Source organism: Paraburkholderia sp. BR14320, from assembly GCF_040948665.1.
Lineage (GTDB): Bacteria > Pseudomonadota > Gammaproteobacteria > Burkholderiales > Burkholderiaceae > Paraburkholderia > Paraburkholderia youngii.
The window spans coordinates 182,685-201,026 of the sequence record NZ_JBFPKG010000002.1 but is presented as its reverse complement, the minus strand read 5'-3'; the positions used below and the strand labels follow the sequence as shown (position 1 = coordinate 201,026).

16 protein-coding genes and 2 pseudogenes are annotated in these 18,342 nt (G+C 60.5%); 10 read left to right on the top strand and 8 right to left on the bottom strand.

Features of this window, described 5'->3' with window-relative positions:
* Nucleotides 1-51: 51 nt before the first annotated feature.
* Nucleotides 52-297 (top strand): hypothetical protein, encoded by a 246-nt coding sequence (locus AB3X89_RS03610; RefSeq protein WP_368581866.1) that lies wholly within the window; start codon nt 52-54, stop codon nt 295-297.
* Here the strand turns inward: AB3X89_RS03610 and AB3X89_RS03605 are convergent.
* Genes AB3X89_RS03605 through AB3X89_RS03595 form a run of 3 tightly spaced genes read right to left on the bottom strand, consistent with a single transcriptional unit; the run spans nt 255 to nt 2,127 of the window.
* Nucleotides 255-971: a hypothetical protein gene (locus AB3X89_RS03605; RefSeq protein WP_368581865.1), complete on the bottom strand. Its 717-nt coding sequence runs from the start codon at nt 969-971 to the stop codon at nt 255-257. The two genes, AB3X89_RS03610 and AB3X89_RS03605, sit on opposite strands and share 43 nt — an antisense overlap.
* Nucleotides 964-1,656, bottom strand: coding sequence for a protein mobD (locus AB3X89_RS03600; protein WP_368581864.1), 693 nt, complete (start codon nt 1,654-1,656; stop codon nt 964-966). Before AB3X89_RS03600 ends, AB3X89_RS03605 begins: the two co-directional genes overlap by 8 nt.
* Nucleotides 1,657-1,665: 9 nt before the next feature.
* Nucleotides 1,666-2,127: a hypothetical protein gene (locus tag AB3X89_RS03595; RefSeq protein WP_176370197.1), complete on the bottom strand. Its 462-nt coding sequence runs from the start codon at nt 2,125-2,127 to the stop codon at nt 1,666-1,668.
* A 1,029-nt stretch (nt 2,128-3,156) separates the two neighbouring features.
* Here AB3X89_RS03595 and AB3X89_RS03590 point away from each other — a divergent pair.
* Complete coding sequence (locus AB3X89_RS03590) at nt 3,157-4,167, top strand: IS110 family transposase (RefSeq protein WP_368581863.1); 1,011 nt, start codon at nt 3,157-3,159, stop codon at nt 4,165-4,167.
* A gap of 310 nt (nt 4,168-4,477) precedes the next feature.
* Nucleotides 4,478-5,058: pseudogene (locus AB3X89_RS03585) on the top strand (helix-turn-helix domain-containing protein); the annotation flags it as partial.
* 283 nt (nt 5,059-5,341) lie between these two features.
* On the opposite strand, the gene AB3X89_RS03580 reads toward AB3X89_RS03585, so the two are convergent.
* The 3 genes from AB3X89_RS03580 to AB3X89_RS03570 are packed head-to-tail and all read right to left on the bottom strand — an operon-like array spanning nt 5,342 to nt 6,541.
* Complete coding sequence (locus AB3X89_RS03580; RefSeq protein WP_368581862.1) at nt 5,342-5,773, bottom strand: DUF6691 family protein; 432 nt, start codon at nt 5,771-5,773, stop codon at nt 5,342-5,344.
* Between the two features lies 1 nt (nt 5,774).
* Complete coding sequence (locus AB3X89_RS03575) at nt 5,775-6,209, bottom strand: YeeE/YedE family protein (RefSeq protein WP_368581861.1); 435 nt, start codon at nt 6,207-6,209, stop codon at nt 5,775-5,777.
* Between the two features lie 11 nt (nt 6,210-6,220).
* Nucleotides 6,221-6,541: a metalloregulator ArsR/SmtB family transcription factor gene (locus AB3X89_RS03570; RefSeq protein WP_368581860.1), complete on the bottom strand. Its 321-nt coding sequence runs from the start codon at nt 6,539-6,541 to the stop codon at nt 6,221-6,223.
* 83 nt (nt 6,542-6,624) lie between these two features.
* On the opposite strand from AB3X89_RS03570, the gene AB3X89_RS03565 reads away from it, so the two are divergent.
* From AB3X89_RS03565 to AB3X89_RS03550, 4 genes are all read left to right on the top strand, one after another.
* Entirely contained in the window at nt 6,625-7,485 is an 861-nt protein-coding gene (locus tag AB3X89_RS03565) for an MBL fold metallo-hydrolase (RefSeq protein WP_368581859.1), read from the top strand.
* Nucleotides 7,486-7,654: 169 nt separating this feature from the next.
* Complete coding sequence (locus AB3X89_RS03560; protein ID WP_368581858.1) at nt 7,655-7,885, top strand: hypothetical protein; 231 nt, start codon at nt 7,655-7,657, stop codon at nt 7,883-7,885.
* Between the two features lie 189 nt (nt 7,886-8,074).
* The gene (locus tag AB3X89_RS03555; RefSeq protein ID WP_368581857.1) at nt 8,075-8,674 is read left to right on the top strand and encodes a LemA family protein; all 600 of its coding nucleotides are present in this window, start codon (nt 8,075-8,077) and stop codon (nt 8,672-8,674) included.
* Nucleotides 8,675-8,726: 52 nt separating this feature from the next.
* Nucleotides 8,727-10,703, top strand: a complete 1,977-nt coding sequence (locus tag AB3X89_RS03550) for a M48 family metallopeptidase (protein ID WP_368581856.1) — start codon at nt 8,727-8,729, stop codon at nt 10,701-10,703.
* Nucleotides 10,704-10,876: 173 nt separating this feature from the next.
* On the opposite strand, the gene AB3X89_RS03545 is transcribed toward AB3X89_RS03550, so the two are convergent.
* Nucleotides 10,877-12,439 (bottom strand): alpha/beta hydrolase, encoded by a 1,563-nt coding sequence (locus AB3X89_RS03545; protein WP_368581855.1) that lies wholly within the window; start codon nt 12,437-12,439, stop codon nt 10,877-10,879.
* A 467-nt stretch (nt 12,440-12,906) separates the two neighbouring features.
* Between AB3X89_RS03545 and AB3X89_RS03540 the strand changes: the two are divergent.
* The 3 genes and pseudogenes from AB3X89_RS03540 to AB3X89_RS03530 all read left to right on the top strand — a co-directional run.
* Nucleotides 12,907-13,363: pseudogene (locus tag AB3X89_RS03540) on the top strand (YncE family protein); the annotation flags it as partial.
* 48 nt (nt 13,364-13,411) lie between these two features.
* A complete protein-coding gene (locus AB3X89_RS03535; protein ID WP_368581960.1) occupies nt 13,412-14,632 on the top strand; it encodes a permease in 1,221 nt (406 codons plus the stop codon).
* A gap of 19 nt (nt 14,633-14,651) precedes the next feature.
* A complete protein-coding gene (locus tag AB3X89_RS03530) occupies nt 14,652-15,050 on the top strand; it encodes a DUF305 domain-containing protein (RefSeq protein WP_368581959.1) in 399 nt (132 codons plus the stop codon).
* Between the two features lie 738 nt (nt 15,051-15,788).
* Here the strand turns inward: AB3X89_RS03530 and AB3X89_RS03525 are convergent.
* Nucleotides 15,789-18,245, bottom strand: a complete 2,457-nt coding sequence (locus AB3X89_RS03525; protein ID WP_368581854.1) for a heavy metal translocating P-type ATPase — start codon at nt 18,243-18,245, stop codon at nt 15,789-15,791.
* Nucleotides 18,246-18,342: the final 97 nt, after the last annotated feature.

The window sequence follows — 18,342 nt, the reverse complement described above, 5'->3', positions numbered from 1 at the left end:
GGCGGCAAGCCCGTATCCGCCGCCTGCCGGACTGGACTGGAGAAACCCATCATGACCAACCGCATCCGCATGACCTTGCTCGCCACCAATGCCGAAGGCTCGCCCGACCTCTACCTGACTTTCGTTGAAGCCACCGATCTGCAATACGACGAAGGCCAGCACTACGACATGACCCTTGCCCGCGCAGAAGATGAAGGCTACCGGGCACCGATGATTGCCTTCGACCAGCACGACACGGCAGCAAACGTGCTTCGTCACCCCGCTGACTTCATGGAAGGTGACACAAACGACTTGTAATCCGTGCGGGCAGACGGCGAGCCCTCTGCCCGCCCCCAATGCACGCCTGCCCACCATCCGGCCAGTGCGCCCGCACCCGCCGCCGCCAGCATCACAATGAGCCCACCGACGACCAGCCCATAGCATGCCCGCACGAGTCGCCGCGTGGCGACGTGCCCGAATGACGTGAGCGCGACATCGATCCGTTTCTGCTGCTCACGTACGGCGACAGTCGTCGCCCCCACGAGCCGGTTACCAGCAACGCGGGCAATGTGGTTCGCTGCCCGCTGCGTGAGTGTAGCCAGCGCCTCGTCGTTCAGCGCGGCAACCGCAGCCCGGTAGCGCGCTTCGTGCTCGGCGGTCATTTGCTCCGCCAGTTCGATCGTGGCCTTGCAGCGGGCAAGCGCATCGCGATGCTGCTCCATCAGCGCATCCGTCGCCGCGCGTGCTTCGGCCCGCACGGCATCGAGACTGCCCGCGCCCGCCTGCCGGATCCGTTCCGGCATGGCCTCATAGAGCCGCCCGTAATGTTCAAGCATGATCAGCACGGACCACAGTGCATCGTTGTCGCGCAGGTTGAGTGCGCCGGACACCCGCCGCATTCTCAGGACACTGGCATCGTCGGGCAATTCACCCGTGACGTCGAGAAACAGGCGGGCGAGCGCGTCCAGCGATCCACCGCGTCTGTTACCCACCGGCCGTCACCCTGGCAAACATCGTTCCGCATAGCGCGCACCAGCGCAGCAGTTCTGCCCGTTCGCCGATATGCATTGTCTCCGCTGCCCTGCAGATCGACAGGCGTTGGCTACGCAACTCGTCAGCGACGCGATCCGCAAGGTCTGGAAAATCCAGCGACTGGCCCTGCTTCTCGACAGCCGTCCTCAGTTGTGAATCCCGGTACAGCGTGAATTTCTCCGGTGAACCGAAATAGCCGTTACGCACGACATGCGTCACCGCATCCGGAAACGTCGCCCCGAACTTGAACAGCAATTCGAGGCTGTCCCGCTGCCGGTTGATCACCCACAGCACAACAAGTCGTCGCGCCAGTTCATCGAGAGTACTGGCTAGCGTTCCTCCATATTGCGCGACGCCGGTCTGGCTCCGCGCTGCCGTGTTGACGACAACGGTCGCGTTCCGGTGCCGGTCGCAGAAATTGACGAAATCGATCCAGCCGCTCGCGTCATCCAGATCGCATGCCCCGCATTCGATCTCACCGTGAACCGCTTTCATGACATCCGGGTTGGACGTATCCGTCTCGACTAGCACGACGTCGACGTCCGTGCGTCGCAGGTAATCGATCAGTGCCAGCGTCACGACGCTCTTTCCGACACCACCCTTGCTGCCGCCGACCATATAGATGGGGGGATTTGATGTTGCCATGCCACACCTCTACAGATTTTCGGTGTCCGGGCTGATCGAAAATCCGAGGAAGCCCCTCACCGGTTGCCCCGGCCTGGTTACGCCCCCATCCCCTTTTTGCTGTGTCCCGCTGCGTGGCGGTTTATCGTGTGTTGCATCTGCCTGTGAGGGTTTCCTGCCTCGTACGGCGACCGATGCATTGGCGGGCGCCGGCTCATTCCCGCCCCGCCGGATTCGTCCTTTTCCTTCCGCACGGCGCATCGCGTATCTCAGGGAATTGACCGATACAGCGATGCCTTCCTGTGCAGCCTCCTCGATCAGCTCACTGAGCGTGTATCCCCTCTCCCGCGCTGTGCCGATCTGTTTCTGGATGGATTTAACGCCGTCGCTTACCTTGAGCGGCTGATCGCTTGTCGCTTTTTCAGGCAGCGCATCGAGCCTGCGTCCGAGCGCCTCCCACTGCCCTCGCGTGAAACTCCTGACAACCGGCATGACTGGCTCCGACGCACGACCTTGATCGCATCTTGAACAGGCGTTAATACGTCGTCAACACCCACCGCTGGTGCTTTCCGGCGTGGCTGGAATACAGCGGAATCCAGAGGAACAGGACGGAACAAAAAATATTTTTCTGCTGTTATTCGACGTCCCGTCCACGCACACGGAATTACGCGCATGCATCACGCATGCACGCGGACTTCAACGGCGGCGAGCACCGTACACCCGTGGATTCACGCTGCAAGACAACCGCGGCGCATTTGAAGCCACTGGTAGACGCACTCGGCACGCCTCTGCCTCACTTCGCAGTCGCCACGCCTGCACACTCGACTTGTACGGTAGTTACTGTCGTGCGAGAGGAACCCGAACGTTTAACACCACCTGCCTTGCATCACGTGACAGGTGGCGCACATTCGACGTCACCCCGTTGTCGACATTCTTTTTTCGTGCATTAAATCTCGAGCGCGCAGCACTCGCAGATCAGACGCACGCCGGGCGCTTCGTTGCATCACGACCGCGAAGTCGCAGCGCACGGCAGTTACACGGAAGCGCATTCCGGTTGTACACGGCTTGCATCTCGTGCACACCGAAGTCACGCTCGACACCAACAACAACTTGAAAATCGGTGACGGCAGGATAGGCTATCGCCGGTTTTAGGCGCCCATGCGACCAATGCTCACTGAGGAACTCGATTAGCTGCCAATGCAAACCTTCTTTCGAATGCATCTTTGCCAGACAGATCGTGGCCGTAGAGGTGAAATGAGCGCTTGCCGATGAAACGCAAACAGTATTCGATCGAGTAAATCGTGGCTGCTCTCAAGCAGGCCGATCTGATCGCGCCAGACCCGCGGCTGGGGGTTGCCGTTCATATGGACATAATTGTTTTAATCACCGGGACTGGTTTGTAAGAGCTTTTTAGATGGAATGGTCGCCTCCCGCCTTAGCGGTCTGATCGACGCTCAAGAGTCTGGCAGTCAGTCCGTGCGACATTGCTGGTTCGGCAGTCCAGCCGTCAAGGAGAACCAGATGGAACCCATGACCATTGCAATCGACCTGGCCAAGCGCGTTTTCCAGATTCACTACGTTGATCCTGCGACCGGCGCGATCCACAGCAAGGTTCTGAAGCGCGTTCAGCTCGTGCCGTTCTTTGCCAACCGGCCTGCGAGCCGGGTCGTCATGGAGGCCTGCGGCAGCGCCCATCATTGGGCCCGTGTCCTGGCGGGGCTCGGCCACGACGTGCGGCTCATCGCAGCCCAGTTCGTGCGGCCGTTCGTGAAGTCGAACAAGAATGACGCAGCCGACGCCGCGGCGATCTGGGAAGCTGCCCAGCGTCCCGGCATGCGGTTCGTGGCCGTCAAAACCGAAGACCAGCAGGCCATGCTTGCAATGCACCGCATGCGCCAGCAACTGGTCCGGATTCGCGTCATGCAGGTCAACCAGCTTCGTGGGCTGCTCTACGAATTCGGCGTCGTGCTGCCGCAAGGCCGCCGGGCATCGATCGAAGCCGCGAAAGCCGCGTTGGCGTCACTGGCCGACCAGTTACCAGTCATGCTCGCAGATAGCCTGCAGGACCAGTTCTCGCGGCTTCGCGGGCTCGACGAGCAGATCGCCCAGATCGAGCAGCGCATTCTCGACTGGCGCCGCAACGACGATGCATGCCGCCGAATCTCGGAGATTCCCGGCGTGGGCGTGCTCACGGCGACCGCTGCAGTATCGGTCATCGGGCAGGCAAAGACGTTTCGCTCCGGACGGGAATTTGCCGCCTATCTGGGGCTCGTGCCGCGACAGAACAGCTCCGGCGGCAAGGTAAAGCTCGGGAGCATCAGGAAACGCGGCGACGTGTATCTGCGAACGCTGCTGATCCACGGTGCGCGATCGGTCATCGTGAGCGCAAGGCACTTGCCGGAGCGTTTGCGCCAGATGCTGTCCAGGCGCCCAACGAACGTCGTTGCTGTCGCACTCGCAAACAAGATGGCGCGAACAATCTGGGCGCTGCTGGCGTACGGCCGAACGTATGAAACAGCTCCCGCGCAGTAATCACGCTTCAAAGGCAGTAACCCCATTCACGGTTGCACAGGTGTACTGAGTGATGGCAAGACAGGTTGGACCGCGCAAAGGCAAGCCTGAGACATTTCTCGGACCTCGAGTCCGTCTTTTAGATTAGGACCTTTGCGGCGAAATCCATCGGGGCCGGCGGGCATGCCCGCGATCGAGTCCGGATATAAGTCCGCAACCACCCTCCTCGCCACGCAATCACCTTGCAAATGGGAGGCGACCATATAAGTAATGTCCGATTTCTTAAAGCGTAAGCTATCCGGCCGCCGTGTTCCTGGCGCCGGAGGCTTCGATGGCTGCGACAGAACGGATAACGATGACAATGCGCGAGCTGGACAGATTCAAGGTCATTCAGAACGTGGCAGACGGCACGCTCAAGCCTTGGCGTGCGGCCGAGCGGCTCGGGCTGACGACGCGGCAGATTCGTCGGCCGGTTGGCCGGTTGCGTGAACATGGGCCGGAAGGTCTCGTATCGCGTCGGCGCTCGAAGCCCAGCAACAACCGAGTGGATGCGAACACGACCGATCGGGTGCTTCCGATCATCCGGGATCGCTCCGCCGATTTCGGGCCGACGCTGGCCTGCGAGAAGCTGCGCGAATGCCATGGGCTCACGCTATCGAAGGAAACCGTGCGGCACCTGATGACGGATGCGGGGCTCTGGGTGCCGCGCACACAGCGTCCGCCGAAGGTCTACCAGCCGCGTGCCCGGCGCGCCTGTCTGGGTGAGCTGGTGCAGATCGACGGCAGCAATCATCACTGGTTCGGGGACCGGGCGCCCGCCTGCACGCTGCTGGTATTCATTGACGACGCGACGGAACGGCTGATGACGCGCACTTCACGCAGACGGAGTCAACGTTCAGCTATTTCGAAGCACTGCAGAATAGATGCACACCCATGCTCCTCGTTCAGATCGCCGTTGGCTACTAGGTCCGACTGTGTCCTCACACTAGCACCGCGGGTTCACTATGGAGGCACCCCTCTTCCAGTCGTTGACCTGAAGCAACGTAGACAGACGGCATCGTCGACACCACCACCTGGCTGTTCGGTCGGCGCAAAAGCGCGATGCGTTCACGCAGTGGTTCACGGACAGCGTACACACCCCGCGCGCAATACCGCTCGCTGCGAGCAGCGACGACCCCGTTGCCGTGTACCTTGCTTACGCCCGTTGCACGCCCGATTTCGTCCGTTCGACGAGTTCAAAGACGACCATACCCGCCACCATGGCTGCCACGAATCCAATGGCCTTCGGATAGCCCGCACCCAAGGCGACCAATGCAGGACCTGGGCAGAAACCCGCCAGGCCCCAGCCGATACCGAAGACGGCGCTGCCAAGGACAAGCCTCGGAGTAATCGTCGTGCTGGCCGGAAGCTGCACCGGCAAGCCGAGGAGCGAGCGCTTGCGACGTCTCGCGACGAAGAAGGCGAGAGAAGCCACGACGATGGCGCCGACCATCACGAACGCGAGGGAGGGGTCCCAACGGCCAGCGATGTCGAGGAAGCCGAGAACCTTGGCCGGATTACTCATGCCGGAGACCATCAGGCCAAGGCCGAAAAGCAGGCCCGCAAGCAAGGCGGTGAAGATTGCCATGTCAGCCTCCTATCAGGTGCCGTTGTACAAAAACAGTCATAAATCCCGCCGCCATGAAGGTCAGTGTGGCGACGAGCGAGCGAAGGGAGCCGCGCGAGAGGCCGCATACACCGTGGCCGCTGGTGCAGCCGCTCGCGTAGCGGGTGCCGAGACCCACCAGGAAGCCTGCGACGAGGACGACGCTCCAGCTCGCCTCGATATCCGCCACTGCTGGTTTGCCAAGAAGGCCTGCCACGACCGGAGCGCCGATGAGCCCTGCGACGAAGGCGAGGCGCCAGTTGATGTCGTTGCGCGGCAGGCTCAACAGGCCGCCGAAGATGCCGCTGATGCCGGCAATACGGCCGTTGAACAGTACGAGCACGGCGGCCGCCGCGCCGATGATGAGTCCGCCGGTCAACGAGAGAACGGGTGTGAAATGGGCGAGGTCAATCAGCATGATTCGTCCCCTCAAGGATTGGCACAGAACTGTTCATAAAGCACGGCCATGACGGCAAGCGCCTGCGGACTTGCCACCGAATAAAAAATGCTCTTGCCGTCACGACGCGTCGCCACGAGACCGTTTTCACGTAGCACGCCCAACTGCTGCGAAAGGGTTGGCTGCCGGATGCCGAGTTGTTCCTCCAGTTCGCCAACGGACAGTTCTCCCTGGGAAAGCTGGCACATCAGTAGCAGGCGGTCCGGATTGGCGAGCACTTTCAGCAAGGCACAGGCGTTCGATGCGGCTGCCTGCATCGCGGCTAGGTCAATGGTCGGATGGGACGGTTTCATAGGCTACCCATAATTTATACGCTGACATTATATTTAATAATAAAATGTTTGTGAATAGAATGTTTGTATCTGAGGAGGCGTCCATGCAACCGACCATTCACCCGTTTTTCGACCCCACAACCTGGACGGTGACCTATGTGGTCTACGAGGCGGGGCGTCCCGAGTGCGCCATCATCGATTCAGTGCTGGACTACGACCCTAAGGCTGGGCGCACGTCGACGACGAGCGCCGATAAGGTCATCGCTTTCGTGCGCGAGCATGAGCTGCGCGTCGAGTGGATTCTGGAGACGCACGCCCACGCAGACCATCTCTCTGCCGCGCCACATCTGAAGCACCAGCTGGGTGGCCGTATCGCCATCGGCCAGAACATTCGTCGTGTGCAAGGCGCGTTCAAGAAGCTCTTCAATCTCGAACCGGAGTTCCGGCTCGACGGGTCGCAGTTCGACCATCTGTTCGAGGATGGCGAGACGTTCGCCATCGGCGGCCTCACCGGAAAGGCGATTCATGTGCCGGGGCACACGCCGGCCGACATGGCGTACCAGATTGGGGATTCGGTCTTTGTCGGCGACACGCTCTTCATGCCGGATGTCGGCACCGCGCGTTGCGACTTCCCGGGTGGCGATGCTCACGAACTCTATCGCTCCATTCACAGGCTGCTGGACCTGCCAGCGGACACGCGCCTGTTCATGTGCCACGACTATCCGCCCGAGGGGCGCGGACCTGCGTGGGAAACGACGGTTCATGCTGAGCGCGAAGGCAACATCCACGTGCACAACGGCGTGAGCGAGGACCAGTTCGTGGCGATGCGACAGGCGCGGGATGCGACGCTTGCGATGCCAACCCTGATATTGCCTTCAGTGCAGGTCAACATTCGGGCCGGGGAGTTTCCCCCGCCGGAAGCGAACGGAGTGCGGTACCTCAAGATCCCGCTCAATGCCATCTGATGAGTGACCGGGTATGGACGGCGATACCGGACCGGTGTGTCGCCTGCGCGTGCGGCAAGCCGGGAGCAACGTCAGTCGATTTGTCGTTTTCATCGGTTCCGCTTAGTCGCACAAATCGCCTGTGGCACCAGTTGAAGTTCAAAGCCTCCCGGCATTCGTGAGTTAAGCCATGCAATTTGGTATCCAAAGAAATCTGACACAGTTCCTGCAGCAGCTGCTTCAGGTGCTGCAGGTCGGCATGACCATTCGCATGACGCGAAACGTGATTCCTGCACTTGCAGAGTCCGAATCCGGAGTGCCGCGCGGCTCGTTCATGCTGTTGGTGGCGTTCGTCGTCGCTTCTGGTTTCGTGAAGGGCGCGATGAACGTAGATCGTCAGGTCGAGTTCATTACCAGTTAGCCCTATCGACGATAACTAACGAAGAGGTAATCATGGCAGGAAAGGAATTGACGCAGTACGCTTGAATCAGCGCCATTTTACTTATATTGGTATCCAGAATTGATTGAATTAAACGCCATTTCACTTATCCTGTTTTCATAGTCAAGCGATGGTCCAAACCAGCAGCCCTCTCGTTGGAGGTCACGGCCAATGAATCCCGTCATCATCACCCTGCTCGTGCTCCTGGGCATCGGGCTGCTGCTCGCGCTCTGGCTAATGGGCATCTACAACGGGCTGGTGGTTGCCCGGAAGCGCTTCGAGAACGCCTTCGCGCAGATCGATGTGCAGCTCAAGCGGCGCTATGACCTGATTCCGAACCTGGTCGAAGCGGTCAAGGGCTATATGGGCCACGAAAGAGAGACGCTCGACGCCGTCATCAAGGCCCGCAACAGCGCGATGGCTGCCGAGCAGAAAGTCGCCGCCAACCCCAGCGACCCGGAGGCCATCAAGGGGTTTAACCAGGCCGAGGCTCAGCTGGGCGGCGTCCTAGGCCGGCTCTTTGCCCTCTCCGAGGCATACCCGGACCTCAAGGCCAACCAGAACATGCTCGCCTTGCAGGAAGAGCTGACTTCGACCGAGAACAAGGTCGGCTTCGCCCGGCAAGCGTTCAACGACGCCGCCACCGAGTACAACATCCGGCGCGAGGTCTTCCCGGCGGTTACGGTGGCCGGCATGTTCGGCTTCAGGCAGGCGACGCTACTGGAAACCGCGGAGACCGAGCGCGCGGCGCCCAAGGTGTCGTTCCGGTAGGCCGGGACCGCGATCGCTCTGTGCGTCTCATGCTCCCCAGGCCGCTCTGACCGTGACCACCAATTTCTTTCAGCAGCAGGATTCGGCCCGACGCAAGACCTTTCAGCTGGTGGTCTATTTCGTCCTGGCGATCCTGATACTGATCGCCCTGGTCTACGGGCTGCTCGTGGCGTTCAGCACGTATGACGCCCACGCACCCGTGTCCTGGTGGCAGCCGGAGATGCTCCTGTTCGCGGCGCTGGGGGTGGGCCTTGTGGTCGGCGGTGCCAGCGCATTCAAGGTGAGTCAGCTGGCTTCCGGCGGCCAGGCCGTCGCCCTGATGTTGGGCGGCGTGGAAGTGCCTGGCACGACCACCGACCCGCGGCAGAAACGGCTGCTCAACGTCGTCGAGGAGATAGCCCTCGCTGCAGGAGTGCCGGTACCCCCCGTTTATGTTCTGGACGAGCCAGGGATCAATGCCTTCGCGGCCGGCTATGCTCCGGGAGATGCCGTGGTCGCCGTCTCGCAGGGCTGCCTCGACTACCTGACCCGCGACGAGCTCCAGGGCGTGGTGGCCCACGAGTTCAGCCACATCCTCAACGGCGACATGCGGCTCAACATCCGGCTGATCGGCCTGATCTTCGGGATCATGGCGTTGTCCATCATCGGCCGCAGCCTCATGTTCGCTTCCAGAGGACGCTCGTCGGGAAGGCAGAATTCCCAGGGCGGCATGGTGCTGCTGGGGCTGGGCGTGTTCGTGCTCGGCCTCGTGGGAGCGTTCTTCGGTCGGCTGATCATGGCGGCGGTGTCGCGGCAGCGCGAGTATCTGGCCGACGCCAGTGCCGTCCAGTTCACGCGCAACCCCGACGGAATCGGCGGGGCGCTAAAAAAGATCGGCGGGCTGGCTGAGGGCTCACGCATCGGCAACCCCCAGGCCGCAGAGGCCGGTCACATGTTTTTCGCCAACGCCTTCGCTGGCGCGGGACTTGCCGGACTGCTCGCTACCCACCCGCCCCTCGTCGAGCGCATCCGCCGGCTCAATCCCCAGTTTGACGGCCGGTTCCCGGAGGTGCGGCCGGTAGGCGTCGATCGGGAAGAGCCTGAAGGCCCCCGGCTCCGCCACGCCCCGCCGTTCGGCGGCGCTCCGACGTTACCGGGGCTTCCGCAGGTGCCGGTGCCGGTCCTGGGGCTCGCCGACGAAACAACATCGCGGGTCGGCCACATCGATCCGGAACTGATTAGCTATGCGCAGGGGCTACACGACGGTATGCCAGACGTGCTCCTGGTCGCCGCCCAGGAGCCGTTCAGTGCTCGCGCACTGGTCTACGCCCTCCTCATGGACCCGGGGTCGGACCTGCGGGAACTCCAGCTGACCCGGCTAAAAGTCGGCGCTGAGCCTCAGGACTTCGCCGAAACCCTGCGGCTGATCGCCCCTGTCCAGGCTCTGCCGGACACACATCGGCTGCCCCTTCTGGACCTGAGCCTGCCAGCACTGCGGCAGATGTCGCCGCGGCAGCATCGTGCATTCCGCGCTCAGGTCGAGATGCTGATGGTCGCCGACCAGCGGCTGAGCTTGTTCGAGTACACGCTTCGCTGTGTGCTGCATCGGCATCTCGACGCCCAATTCCTCCCTCAGCGCCCGGCGCGTGCAGTGCGCGGCTCCCTGCAGAGCCTCGCGCACCCGGTGGCAACGGTGTTGGCGCTATTGGCCTGGGAAGGCCAGCCGGAAACCGACCAGGCCGCCCGGGCTTTCGATACGGGCATGCGCGGCTACATCGGCGGCGAACACGCCCACCGCTTGCGGCCTCGCGAAGAATGCTCCCTCGCCGGATTCGACGCGGCCCTGCAAACGCTCAATCAATCGGTCCCCGCCATCAAGCGCAGGATCGTCGCCGCCTGCGCGGGCTGCATCCTCGCGAACCAGCAGGTCACCGTGCGGGAAGCGGAGCTGCTCCGCGCCATCTGCGATACGCTCGACTGCCCGCTACCGCCGCTCGCCTCGCAGGAAGCGGAAGAACGATCAACGACATCGCAGGCAGGCGGTCCATGACCGATTCTCCGGCGGCCAGAATGCTGAGATTCGACAGCACGTCTGCAGCGATAAGGTACCGCGCTTCGCCGGAAGGCGCGGACGCAATGTCTTCGCTTAAAGCCGGATCGCACACGCCAGTACATGCGGGCCATATCGCAAAAGCTGCCAGATCACGCTGAAACGTCGACGCCTTAAGGTGAGTCGGAGCCGACCTGTTCGAGTTCGTTCAGATCCTTAATGAAATCGTCAGGGTGTCCGTCGGTTTCATGGGAGCGCTTCGGCGACTTGACGACCGGCGACGGCATTTTGCCGATCCCCTCGTCGATGCGTTGTAGCAGATAAGGGAAGAACGGATTCGAGGCAATCCGAAACAACGAGTCGAGCGTTAGAATCAGCGTGCCGCGCTCGCCGCGAGGGGCAAGTGCGCCGAGATTTTCATTGAAATTTTCCGAATCATCTGGCGTGATGCCGTACAGCGCGTCCGTGACCGGGATCGGAATCGCGACGTGCGACAACGAGAAAATATCCTCCGGATAGTCGATATCCAGCGGACTTACACGCGTCCGCACTTCACCTGCATCGACCTTGGACTCGACGGTATGTGCCGAACTCGGAGAAGCGTTGGCAACCACGGTTGTGCGATAGTTCTGCGGGCCGACACGCAGCAGCCGGGAAAGCGCCGAATAGGACGCCGTTCGCAGAAAGGTCCTGAAGCGCACGCTGCGGTTCACGTCGAACAGCACAACTTCACTGCCGTTTTCGGGAAGCTTGTCATAAAGCGACGACATGACCGCGGGCGTACTGACCGTAAAATCGATCACGGACTGGAACGTAAGGATCGGCGGCAGCGTATCGAGCCCGTGCTCGCGCTCGAGCCTTGCGATCTGCGTTTGAATGACGTTCGTCAGCAGACATGATTGACGTGCGCCGTTCACCGGAAAAGAGTTGTATTTGAACGGATTGAACTCCGGGACGATGCCAAGCCACGCAGCCCGCGCGAACGCTGGCAATACCGCGGGCAATCCGGCGAGGCCGGCGAAGCGCGCATAACGCGTAACGCCGATCATCGGCGAAATCAGCACGACGCGCGTTGGACGCGTCAGAGCGGGATTCTCGATCGCGTCGAGCGCGTATTGCAGCGCCAGCGCGCCACCGTTCGAGAAACCGACCAGTTCGAGCGGCTTCTCCGGGCCCACACGCCGACGCGCCTCGCGCACTGCGAGCCGGGTTGCCGCAGCCCATTCCTGCCAGTGAGCGTCGGTCAGCCCGGCTGGCACTGTGCCGTGACCCGGCAAGCGGATCCCGATCGCAATAAAACCGCGGTCGCGATAATGGCGCGCAATATGCCGCAAACTGAAGGGCGAATCCGTCATTCCATGCAACAGTACCACCGCACCAACAGGCGGCCCCAAGGGTTCAAGGATGTACGAGCGGTTCCAGTTCTCGGCAAAGTGTTCCGGATAGATCGGCGACCCTTCGTAGTACCGGTTCGCTGGCACGCGCTCGGATGGCTTCAGCTTTTCGACTACATTGACGCGCACGTCCTCGAAGATCCGTGCTTCCGTCTTCATATACGCGCGCCAGTCACCGGCGTCTATATCTTCGACGCTCATCTCGCGCGGCACATAGGTGTGCCAGACCGACAGTTCGGGTCGACGTTGCGAGTACCATGCGCGCAACCCGAGCGCGACCATCGCCAGCAGGATAGCAACCAATGCACCTATCTTTATTACCTTCAGTGACGTGCGGAGCATCGCGTTTCCTTGAGAAAGGTCGGACCACGCGCTGGCCACCATCTATTTTGTCGGCACGCGCAATGATATAAGCGTTATAGATGCTCCGCCCTGCATGTCTTAAGTCACGTTAATCATCCGCTCAAATTCGAAAACGGCTCCGCATAGCGCGAATGGTGACCTGCGTGTGGGTGTTGATTTGCGCGGCAACCCTGAACCACAGACGCAGTGGGCACGAACAGTTCAGGCGACTCACACTCCACTTTTGTTTGCATTGGGGGAGCAGAACGCGACGCGAGATGATGCGAGGCTTGATCGAAAGCTCGGCGATTGGCATTCCGGGTAACGTGCTCGCTAATCCCAGGTTTGTGAACAAGAGACGGACCTTGTCTCGTCTCATGATTTTCAATGGGATCCAGAGACGCCAATCCGCATATCTTGGGGTCAGAACTTTCAATTGGGCTGCCCCCCAAGAATCAACCAAGTCTACGCTACAGGTCTCGGGCAAGTACGCGGCGATTGACCTGGCGACGCAGACCGCGCTGTGGAAGAGATGCCGGTCGGCAAGGCTTCTGCGGGGCTATGGCTGTGGCCGACTCGCGGCGACAAATATCTGCCGGAAGGCATGACGATTGCTGACTACGTCACTGTTATCGACTGGCGCGCCCAGAAAATTGTGAAGGCCATCCACACCGAGAAGGGGGCACACGATTTCTGTTCGCTCGCTCGCTTACGGTCAGCACGTGCTCGTCACGAATCGCGGCGGCAATACCATGAGCACCCTTGACCAGAATTCGCTGATGAACGTAGGTACCATCACGGGTTTGCTGCTGAGGCCGGACGAAATGGAGCTGCCCCAGACCGACGATACCTGAGGGATACCTTCCGCTTTACCCGTTCGTGAGCACCATCAAGGTAGGAAAGTCACCTCACGATATCTATTTTTTGCGATCGCGCACCATTGTCGTAGGAGCGCAATTCACGGAGTTCGTGATGCACATTCTCAGCGCACTGGGTCATGCCCTGTGGATGTCCTTCACCATGTTCTGGCAGATTTTCTGGGGGCTCAGCCTCGGCTTCCTGTTTTCCGCCGTGATTGAGGTGACGGTCTCGAAGTCCGAGATGTCGAAGCTGCTTCCGGACGCCTCCTTGCGTTCGCTGGTGCGCGCGAGCCTGTTTGGCGCAGCGTCGTCATCGTGCTCCTATGCAGCCGTCGCCATGGCGCGCTCCATGGTTCGCAAAGGAGCCGACTTTACCGCTGCCATGGCATTCCAGTTCGCTGCGACCAATCTGGTGCTTGAGCTGGGCGTGCTGATGTGGATACTGATTGCCTGGCAGTTCGCCGCCGCGGAGTTCGTCGGTGGCACCATCATGATTGGTGTGCTCGTCCTGCTGTTTCGATTCTTCCTGCGCGATTCGCTGCGAAACCAGGCTATCGACCAGGCGAACAAAGGTGTCGCCGGCAGTATGGAAGGGCATGCTGCCATGTCGATGGGCGAACAGAAGGGAACGTGGAAAGAGCGGCTCACATCAAGGGACGGCTGGAGGGCAATCAGTCATAGCTATGTGATGAACTGGGCCATGCTATGGCGTGACATTGGCATCGGGCTACTTGTTGCCGGTGCCATAGCCGCCTGGGTACCGGACAGTTTCTGGCAGAAGTTTTTCCTGGCAAATCGTCCGACCGTCGCAATGATTTGGGGCGCTTTCATCGGCCCGCTCATCGCAGTTGCCTCATTCACCTGTTCCGTCGGAAACGTACCGTTGGCAGCGGTTCTGTGGAAAGGGGGCATCAGCTTTGGTGGCGTCGCCTCGTTCATATTCGGTGACCTCATCATCCTTCCCATCCTGAACATCTACCGGAAGTACTACGGCGGCAAGATGACTGTGTTCATGGCCGTAACCTTTTATATCGCAATGGTCGTGGCAGCGCTTATCGTGGAGGCGGTGTTCCAGTTGGCCGGCTTGATTCCGCGTGAACATCGGACAGCGATGGTCGATGCGACTATTTCCTTCAACTACACCGCCATACTCAACATCGGTTTCGGTGTCGTGTTCATGATATTGACGTTTGTGTTCTTCAGGACAGGTGGTCCCGAAATGATGCGGACGATGGAACGCGGCGAACATGACCATCACGGTGCTGGGCACCGGGCAGATTCCCACGAACATCATTCGCCGGGGCATGGCCCCGGCTCTCACCAGCAACATTGATTTTGCAAAGGAGGTGAATATGCAAACGCGAACTCGAGCTTGGTCGACGGCGGTGTGCGCGGCGTTCGTACTTGGTCTTTCTGCCGGTCCAGCATTGGCTCAACAGGGAGCGTCCATGCCGGGAATGAACATGGGGAACTCTTCAGATGCCGGGTCAACCGGTTCCACAGAGGCCTTCAAAAGTGCCGACCAGAAGATGATGCAGCAGATGCAGTCGCCACCTTATACCGGTAATGCCGACAAAGACTTCGTTGCGCACATGATTCCTCACCACCAGGGTGCCATTGACATGGCGGAGGTAGAACTGAAGTATGGAAAGGACCCCGAGTTGAAGAAGCTGGCGAAAAACATCATCAAGGCGCAGAAGGATGAAATTGCGTTCATGCAACGGTGGGAGGCCAAGCACGGAGGTGAGTGATTTCTCATGCGGTCAGCGCCTTCGCTGCTTCTTTGCACCCTACCGGGCAAATCAATCAATCGCTACTTCCGCACTTTGACGAGTGGCTCGACCAGTGCATAACCTCCTGCATTCGCCCTGGCGATACTTGTGATGGGTAGTCGCGGTGATAATGGAACAGATGCGCACATCAGTAGAAATCGTCAGCTTGTGGCCGGTGAGCGCGTCAAGTGCCCGGTATAATCGGGCAACGCCGTCGCGGACGGCGCTTGTCCGATGGGCAGGGTTCACAGACGCCCGGTTGTCGAATGAGATGGCTTCCGTCAACGGAGATGGGCGTCGATCACAGCCGAGGAGGTGCATCGTGATGACTCACTGGTCCGGCATAGCCGGATACGTCGCCGCAAACTGGATCGTCTGTCTGATATTGGCGCTAGTCTTGGTCTACCCAATCGCGAGGATTCTGTCACGGATCGGCCTCTCCCCGTTGTGGGCAGTTCTGGCAGTAATACCGCTGCTGAACCTGGTGGGGCTCTGGGTGCTCGCATTTATCGGCTGGCCGCTACAGGGTTCCGGGAAGTCCAGCTAGACCAGAGCCTGACTGCCGTGCGGTGTGCTCGGGTGTCGACGCACATCGCGCGAGATCACGCTGAAACCGGCACAAACCGACCGCCCACGCAGGCCGGGCAGCAGCGATGCGTGATGGTCGCGCAATCACGCATCGCCTGAGGATGCAAACCGTCTCGGGCAACATCAATTCTAAATGCGCGCGTTACGCAGCCTCAGTGCGTTGGAGACCACTGAAGCGGAACTCAGGCTCATGGCAAGCGCTGCAATCATCGGCGAAAGTACCAAACCGGTAAACGGGAAAAGCACCCCGGCAGCGAGCGGAACGCCAAGCGCGTTATAAATGAACGCGAAGCCAAGGTTCTGCTTCATATTTGAAACGGTTGCTTCGGACAATTCCCGAGCCCGCGCGATGCCGCGCAAGTCACCCTTCACGAGAGTCACCTGCGCGCTACTCATCGCCACGTCTGTGCCTGTTCCCATGGCAACGCCCACATCAGCCTTCGCAAGGGCCGGCGCATCATTAATACCGTCTCCAGCCATTGCCACAACATGCCCTTCATGTTGAAGTTTCGTCACCAGATCGAGTTTGTCGGCCGGCTTGACCTCGCCGTGGAATTCATCGACACCGAGCTTCCCGGCAACGGCCTTTGCCGTCACCACACCGTCGCCGGTCGCCATCACAACACGAATGCCGTTCTCTTTCAACGTCGCGAGTGCTTCCGGCGTCGTTGCCTTGATCGGGTCGGCGACGGACAGTAGACCGGCCAGGCGACCGTCAACAGCCAGGAACATGACGCTTGCCCCCTCTACCCGCATGCTGTCCGCTTCGGTGGCTAGCGGCTCGACCGCTACGGAATCGGTCTGCATAAGCGTCGTGTTGCCCAATGCCACCTTGCGGCCCGCAACGACTGCCCGCACACCTATGCCTGTCGCTGATTCGAAGTCCTCCGCACGTTCGAGAACCAGTTGCTTCGAGCGGGCAGCCGCGACAATCGCAGCGGCAAGCGGATGCTCGCTACCCTGATCAACACTCGCCGCCAGTCGAAGCACGTCGTCAGCCGTGTAGCCATTTGTGCCCACGGCTCGCTCGAAGGCTGGACGACCTTCAGTCAGTGTTCCTGTCTTGTCGACAATGAGCACGTCGACTTTGCGCAGATTTTCAATGGCGGCTGCATCGCGAAAGAGAATCCCGTTTGATGCTCCTTTGCCGCTGGCGACCATGATGGACATCGGCGTGGCGAGGCCAAGCGCGCAGGGGCACGCGATAATCAGCACCGCGACCGCGTTGATGAGACCAAATACCAGACTGGGCTCGGGCCCAAACAGGCACCACAACAGGAACGTCAGCAGCGCGATACCGACGACCACAACGACGAAAACGCCGGCAACCTTGTCGGCCATCCGCTGCATGGGCGCCCTGGACCGTTGTGCCTGCGCGACCATCTGGACGATTTGCGACAGCACGGTCTGGGATCCGACCTTTTCGGACCGGATGACCAGACTTCCGCTCGCATTCATCGTCGCCCCGATGACATGGTCGCCAACGCGCTTCGTCACGGGAATGGGCTCCCCGGTAATCATGGATTCATCGAGCGAACTTGCCCCCTCAGTCACGACGCCATCCACCGGGACTTTCTCGCCCGGTCGCACTCGAAGCAAGTCTCCTACGTGCACATCGGACAACGGGACATCCTCTTCGGAGCCGTCCGGGTTGATGCGCCGGGCAGTCTTTGGCGCAAGCCCGAGAAGCGCCTTGATGGCGGCAGACGTTTGGGAGCGAGCCTTCAGTTCGAGGAGTTGCCCGAGAAGCGTCAGCGAAATGATGACTGCTGCAGCTTCGAAATAGACGCTGACCCGGCCGTGTGCGCTGTACGTCTCAGGAAATACGCCCGGGAAGATGGTGGCGACGACGCTGTAAATGTAGGCGGCACCTGTACCGAGCCCGATGAGTGTCCACATGTTTGGACTACGGTTGATGAACGAGCGCACGCACCGTTCAAAAAACGGGAAACCGGCCCACAGGACGACAGGAGTGGAAAGGATAAACTCAACCCAGCTTCCGGTCACCGCAGACATCAATCCAAGCCGATGGCCGAACATCGCCAGCACGAAGACGACTGCAGTCAGCGGCAGCGTCCACCAGAAGCGACGCCGAAAATCGATCAGCTCTGGATTTTCGCCTTCGTCGATGCTGGGCAGAATCGGTTCCAGGGTCATGCCGCACTTGGGGCACTGGCCTGGATGGTCCTGGCGTATTTCCGGGTGCATCGGGCACGTATAGATTGTGCCCACAGGTGCTGGTCGCGCAGGCTCGGCTGATGGGGCCTCGACGTACTTCTCCGGGACAGACTGAAACTTGGTCAAACATGCGTCGCTGCAGAAGTAGTATTCCTTGCCGCCGTGCTCGCAATGAAAGCTGGAGTCGTTTGTCACTTTCATCCCGCAGACCGGGTCTCGAAGTGATTCGACGGCCCCCGTATGCGCGTGGTTGCTGTCACCATGATGGGCACGAGCGCCGTGCTCGTGTTCGTGTTCGGTGCACCCATCGTGTTCATCTGCTCCGTGCGAGTGATGCGCGCCCGACGATGAGTGCCCGGAATTCCGTTGGTGATAAGACCTGTCTTTGCTGCCTTGACTGTTGTCCATCTTGAGGCTCCCTTGATACCCGCAGAGGCTGCCTTCGACTCACAGCAGGGCTCCGCCCGATCCGGTTTGCATTGAAGACGCACGCATTTGCGTCGCC

Excerpts from the sequence above, each read along its gene's own strand:
- AB3X89_RS03610 (WP_368581866.1), top strand. The coding sequence starts at position 52 with ATGACCAACCGCATCCGCATGACCTTGCTCGCCACCAATGCCGAAGGC.
- AB3X89_RS03600 (WP_368581864.1), bottom strand. The coding sequence starts at position 1,656 with ATGGCAACATCAAATCCCCCCATCTATATGGTCGGCGGCAGCAAGGGT.
- AB3X89_RS03595 (WP_176370197.1), bottom strand. The coding sequence starts at position 2,127 with ATGCCGGTTGTCAGGAGTTTCACGCGAGGGCAGTGGGAGGCGCTCGGA.
- AB3X89_RS03590 (WP_368581863.1), top strand. The coding sequence starts at position 3,157 with ATGGAACCCATGACCATTGCAATCGACCTGGCCAAGCGCGTTTTCCAG.
- AB3X89_RS03580 (WP_368581862.1), bottom strand. The coding sequence starts at position 5,773 with ATGGCAATCTTCACCGCCTTGCTTGCGGGCCTGCTTTTCGGCCTTGGC.
- AB3X89_RS03575 (WP_368581861.1), bottom strand. The coding sequence starts at position 6,209 with ATGCTGATTGACCTCGCCCATTTCACACCCGTTCTCTCGTTGACCGGC.
- AB3X89_RS03570 (WP_368581860.1), bottom strand. The coding sequence starts at position 6,541 with ATGAAACCGTCCCATCCGACCATTGACCTAGCCGCGATGCAGGCAGCC.
- AB3X89_RS03565 (WP_368581859.1), top strand. The coding sequence starts at position 6,625 with ATGCAACCGACCATTCACCCGTTTTTCGACCCCACAACCTGGACGGTG.
- AB3X89_RS03560 (WP_368581858.1), top strand. The coding sequence starts at position 7,655 with ATGCAATTTGGTATCCAAAGAAATCTGACACAGTTCCTGCAGCAGCTG.
- AB3X89_RS03555 (WP_368581857.1), top strand. The coding sequence starts at position 8,075 with ATGAATCCCGTCATCATCACCCTGCTCGTGCTCCTGGGCATCGGGCTG.
- AB3X89_RS03545 (WP_368581855.1), bottom strand. The coding sequence starts at position 12,439 with ATGCTCCGCACGTCACTGAAGGTAATAAAGATAGGTGCATTGGTTGCT.
- AB3X89_RS03535 (WP_368581960.1), top strand. The coding sequence starts at position 13,412 with ATGCACATTCTCAGCGCACTGGGTCATGCCCTGTGGATGTCCTTCACC.
- AB3X89_RS03530 (WP_368581959.1), top strand. The coding sequence starts at position 14,652 with ATGCAAACGCGAACTCGAGCTTGGTCGACGGCGGTGTGCGCGGCGTTC.
- AB3X89_RS03525 (WP_368581854.1), bottom strand. The coding sequence starts at position 18,245 with ATGGACAACAGTCAAGGCAGCAAAGACAGGTCTTATCACCAACGGAAT.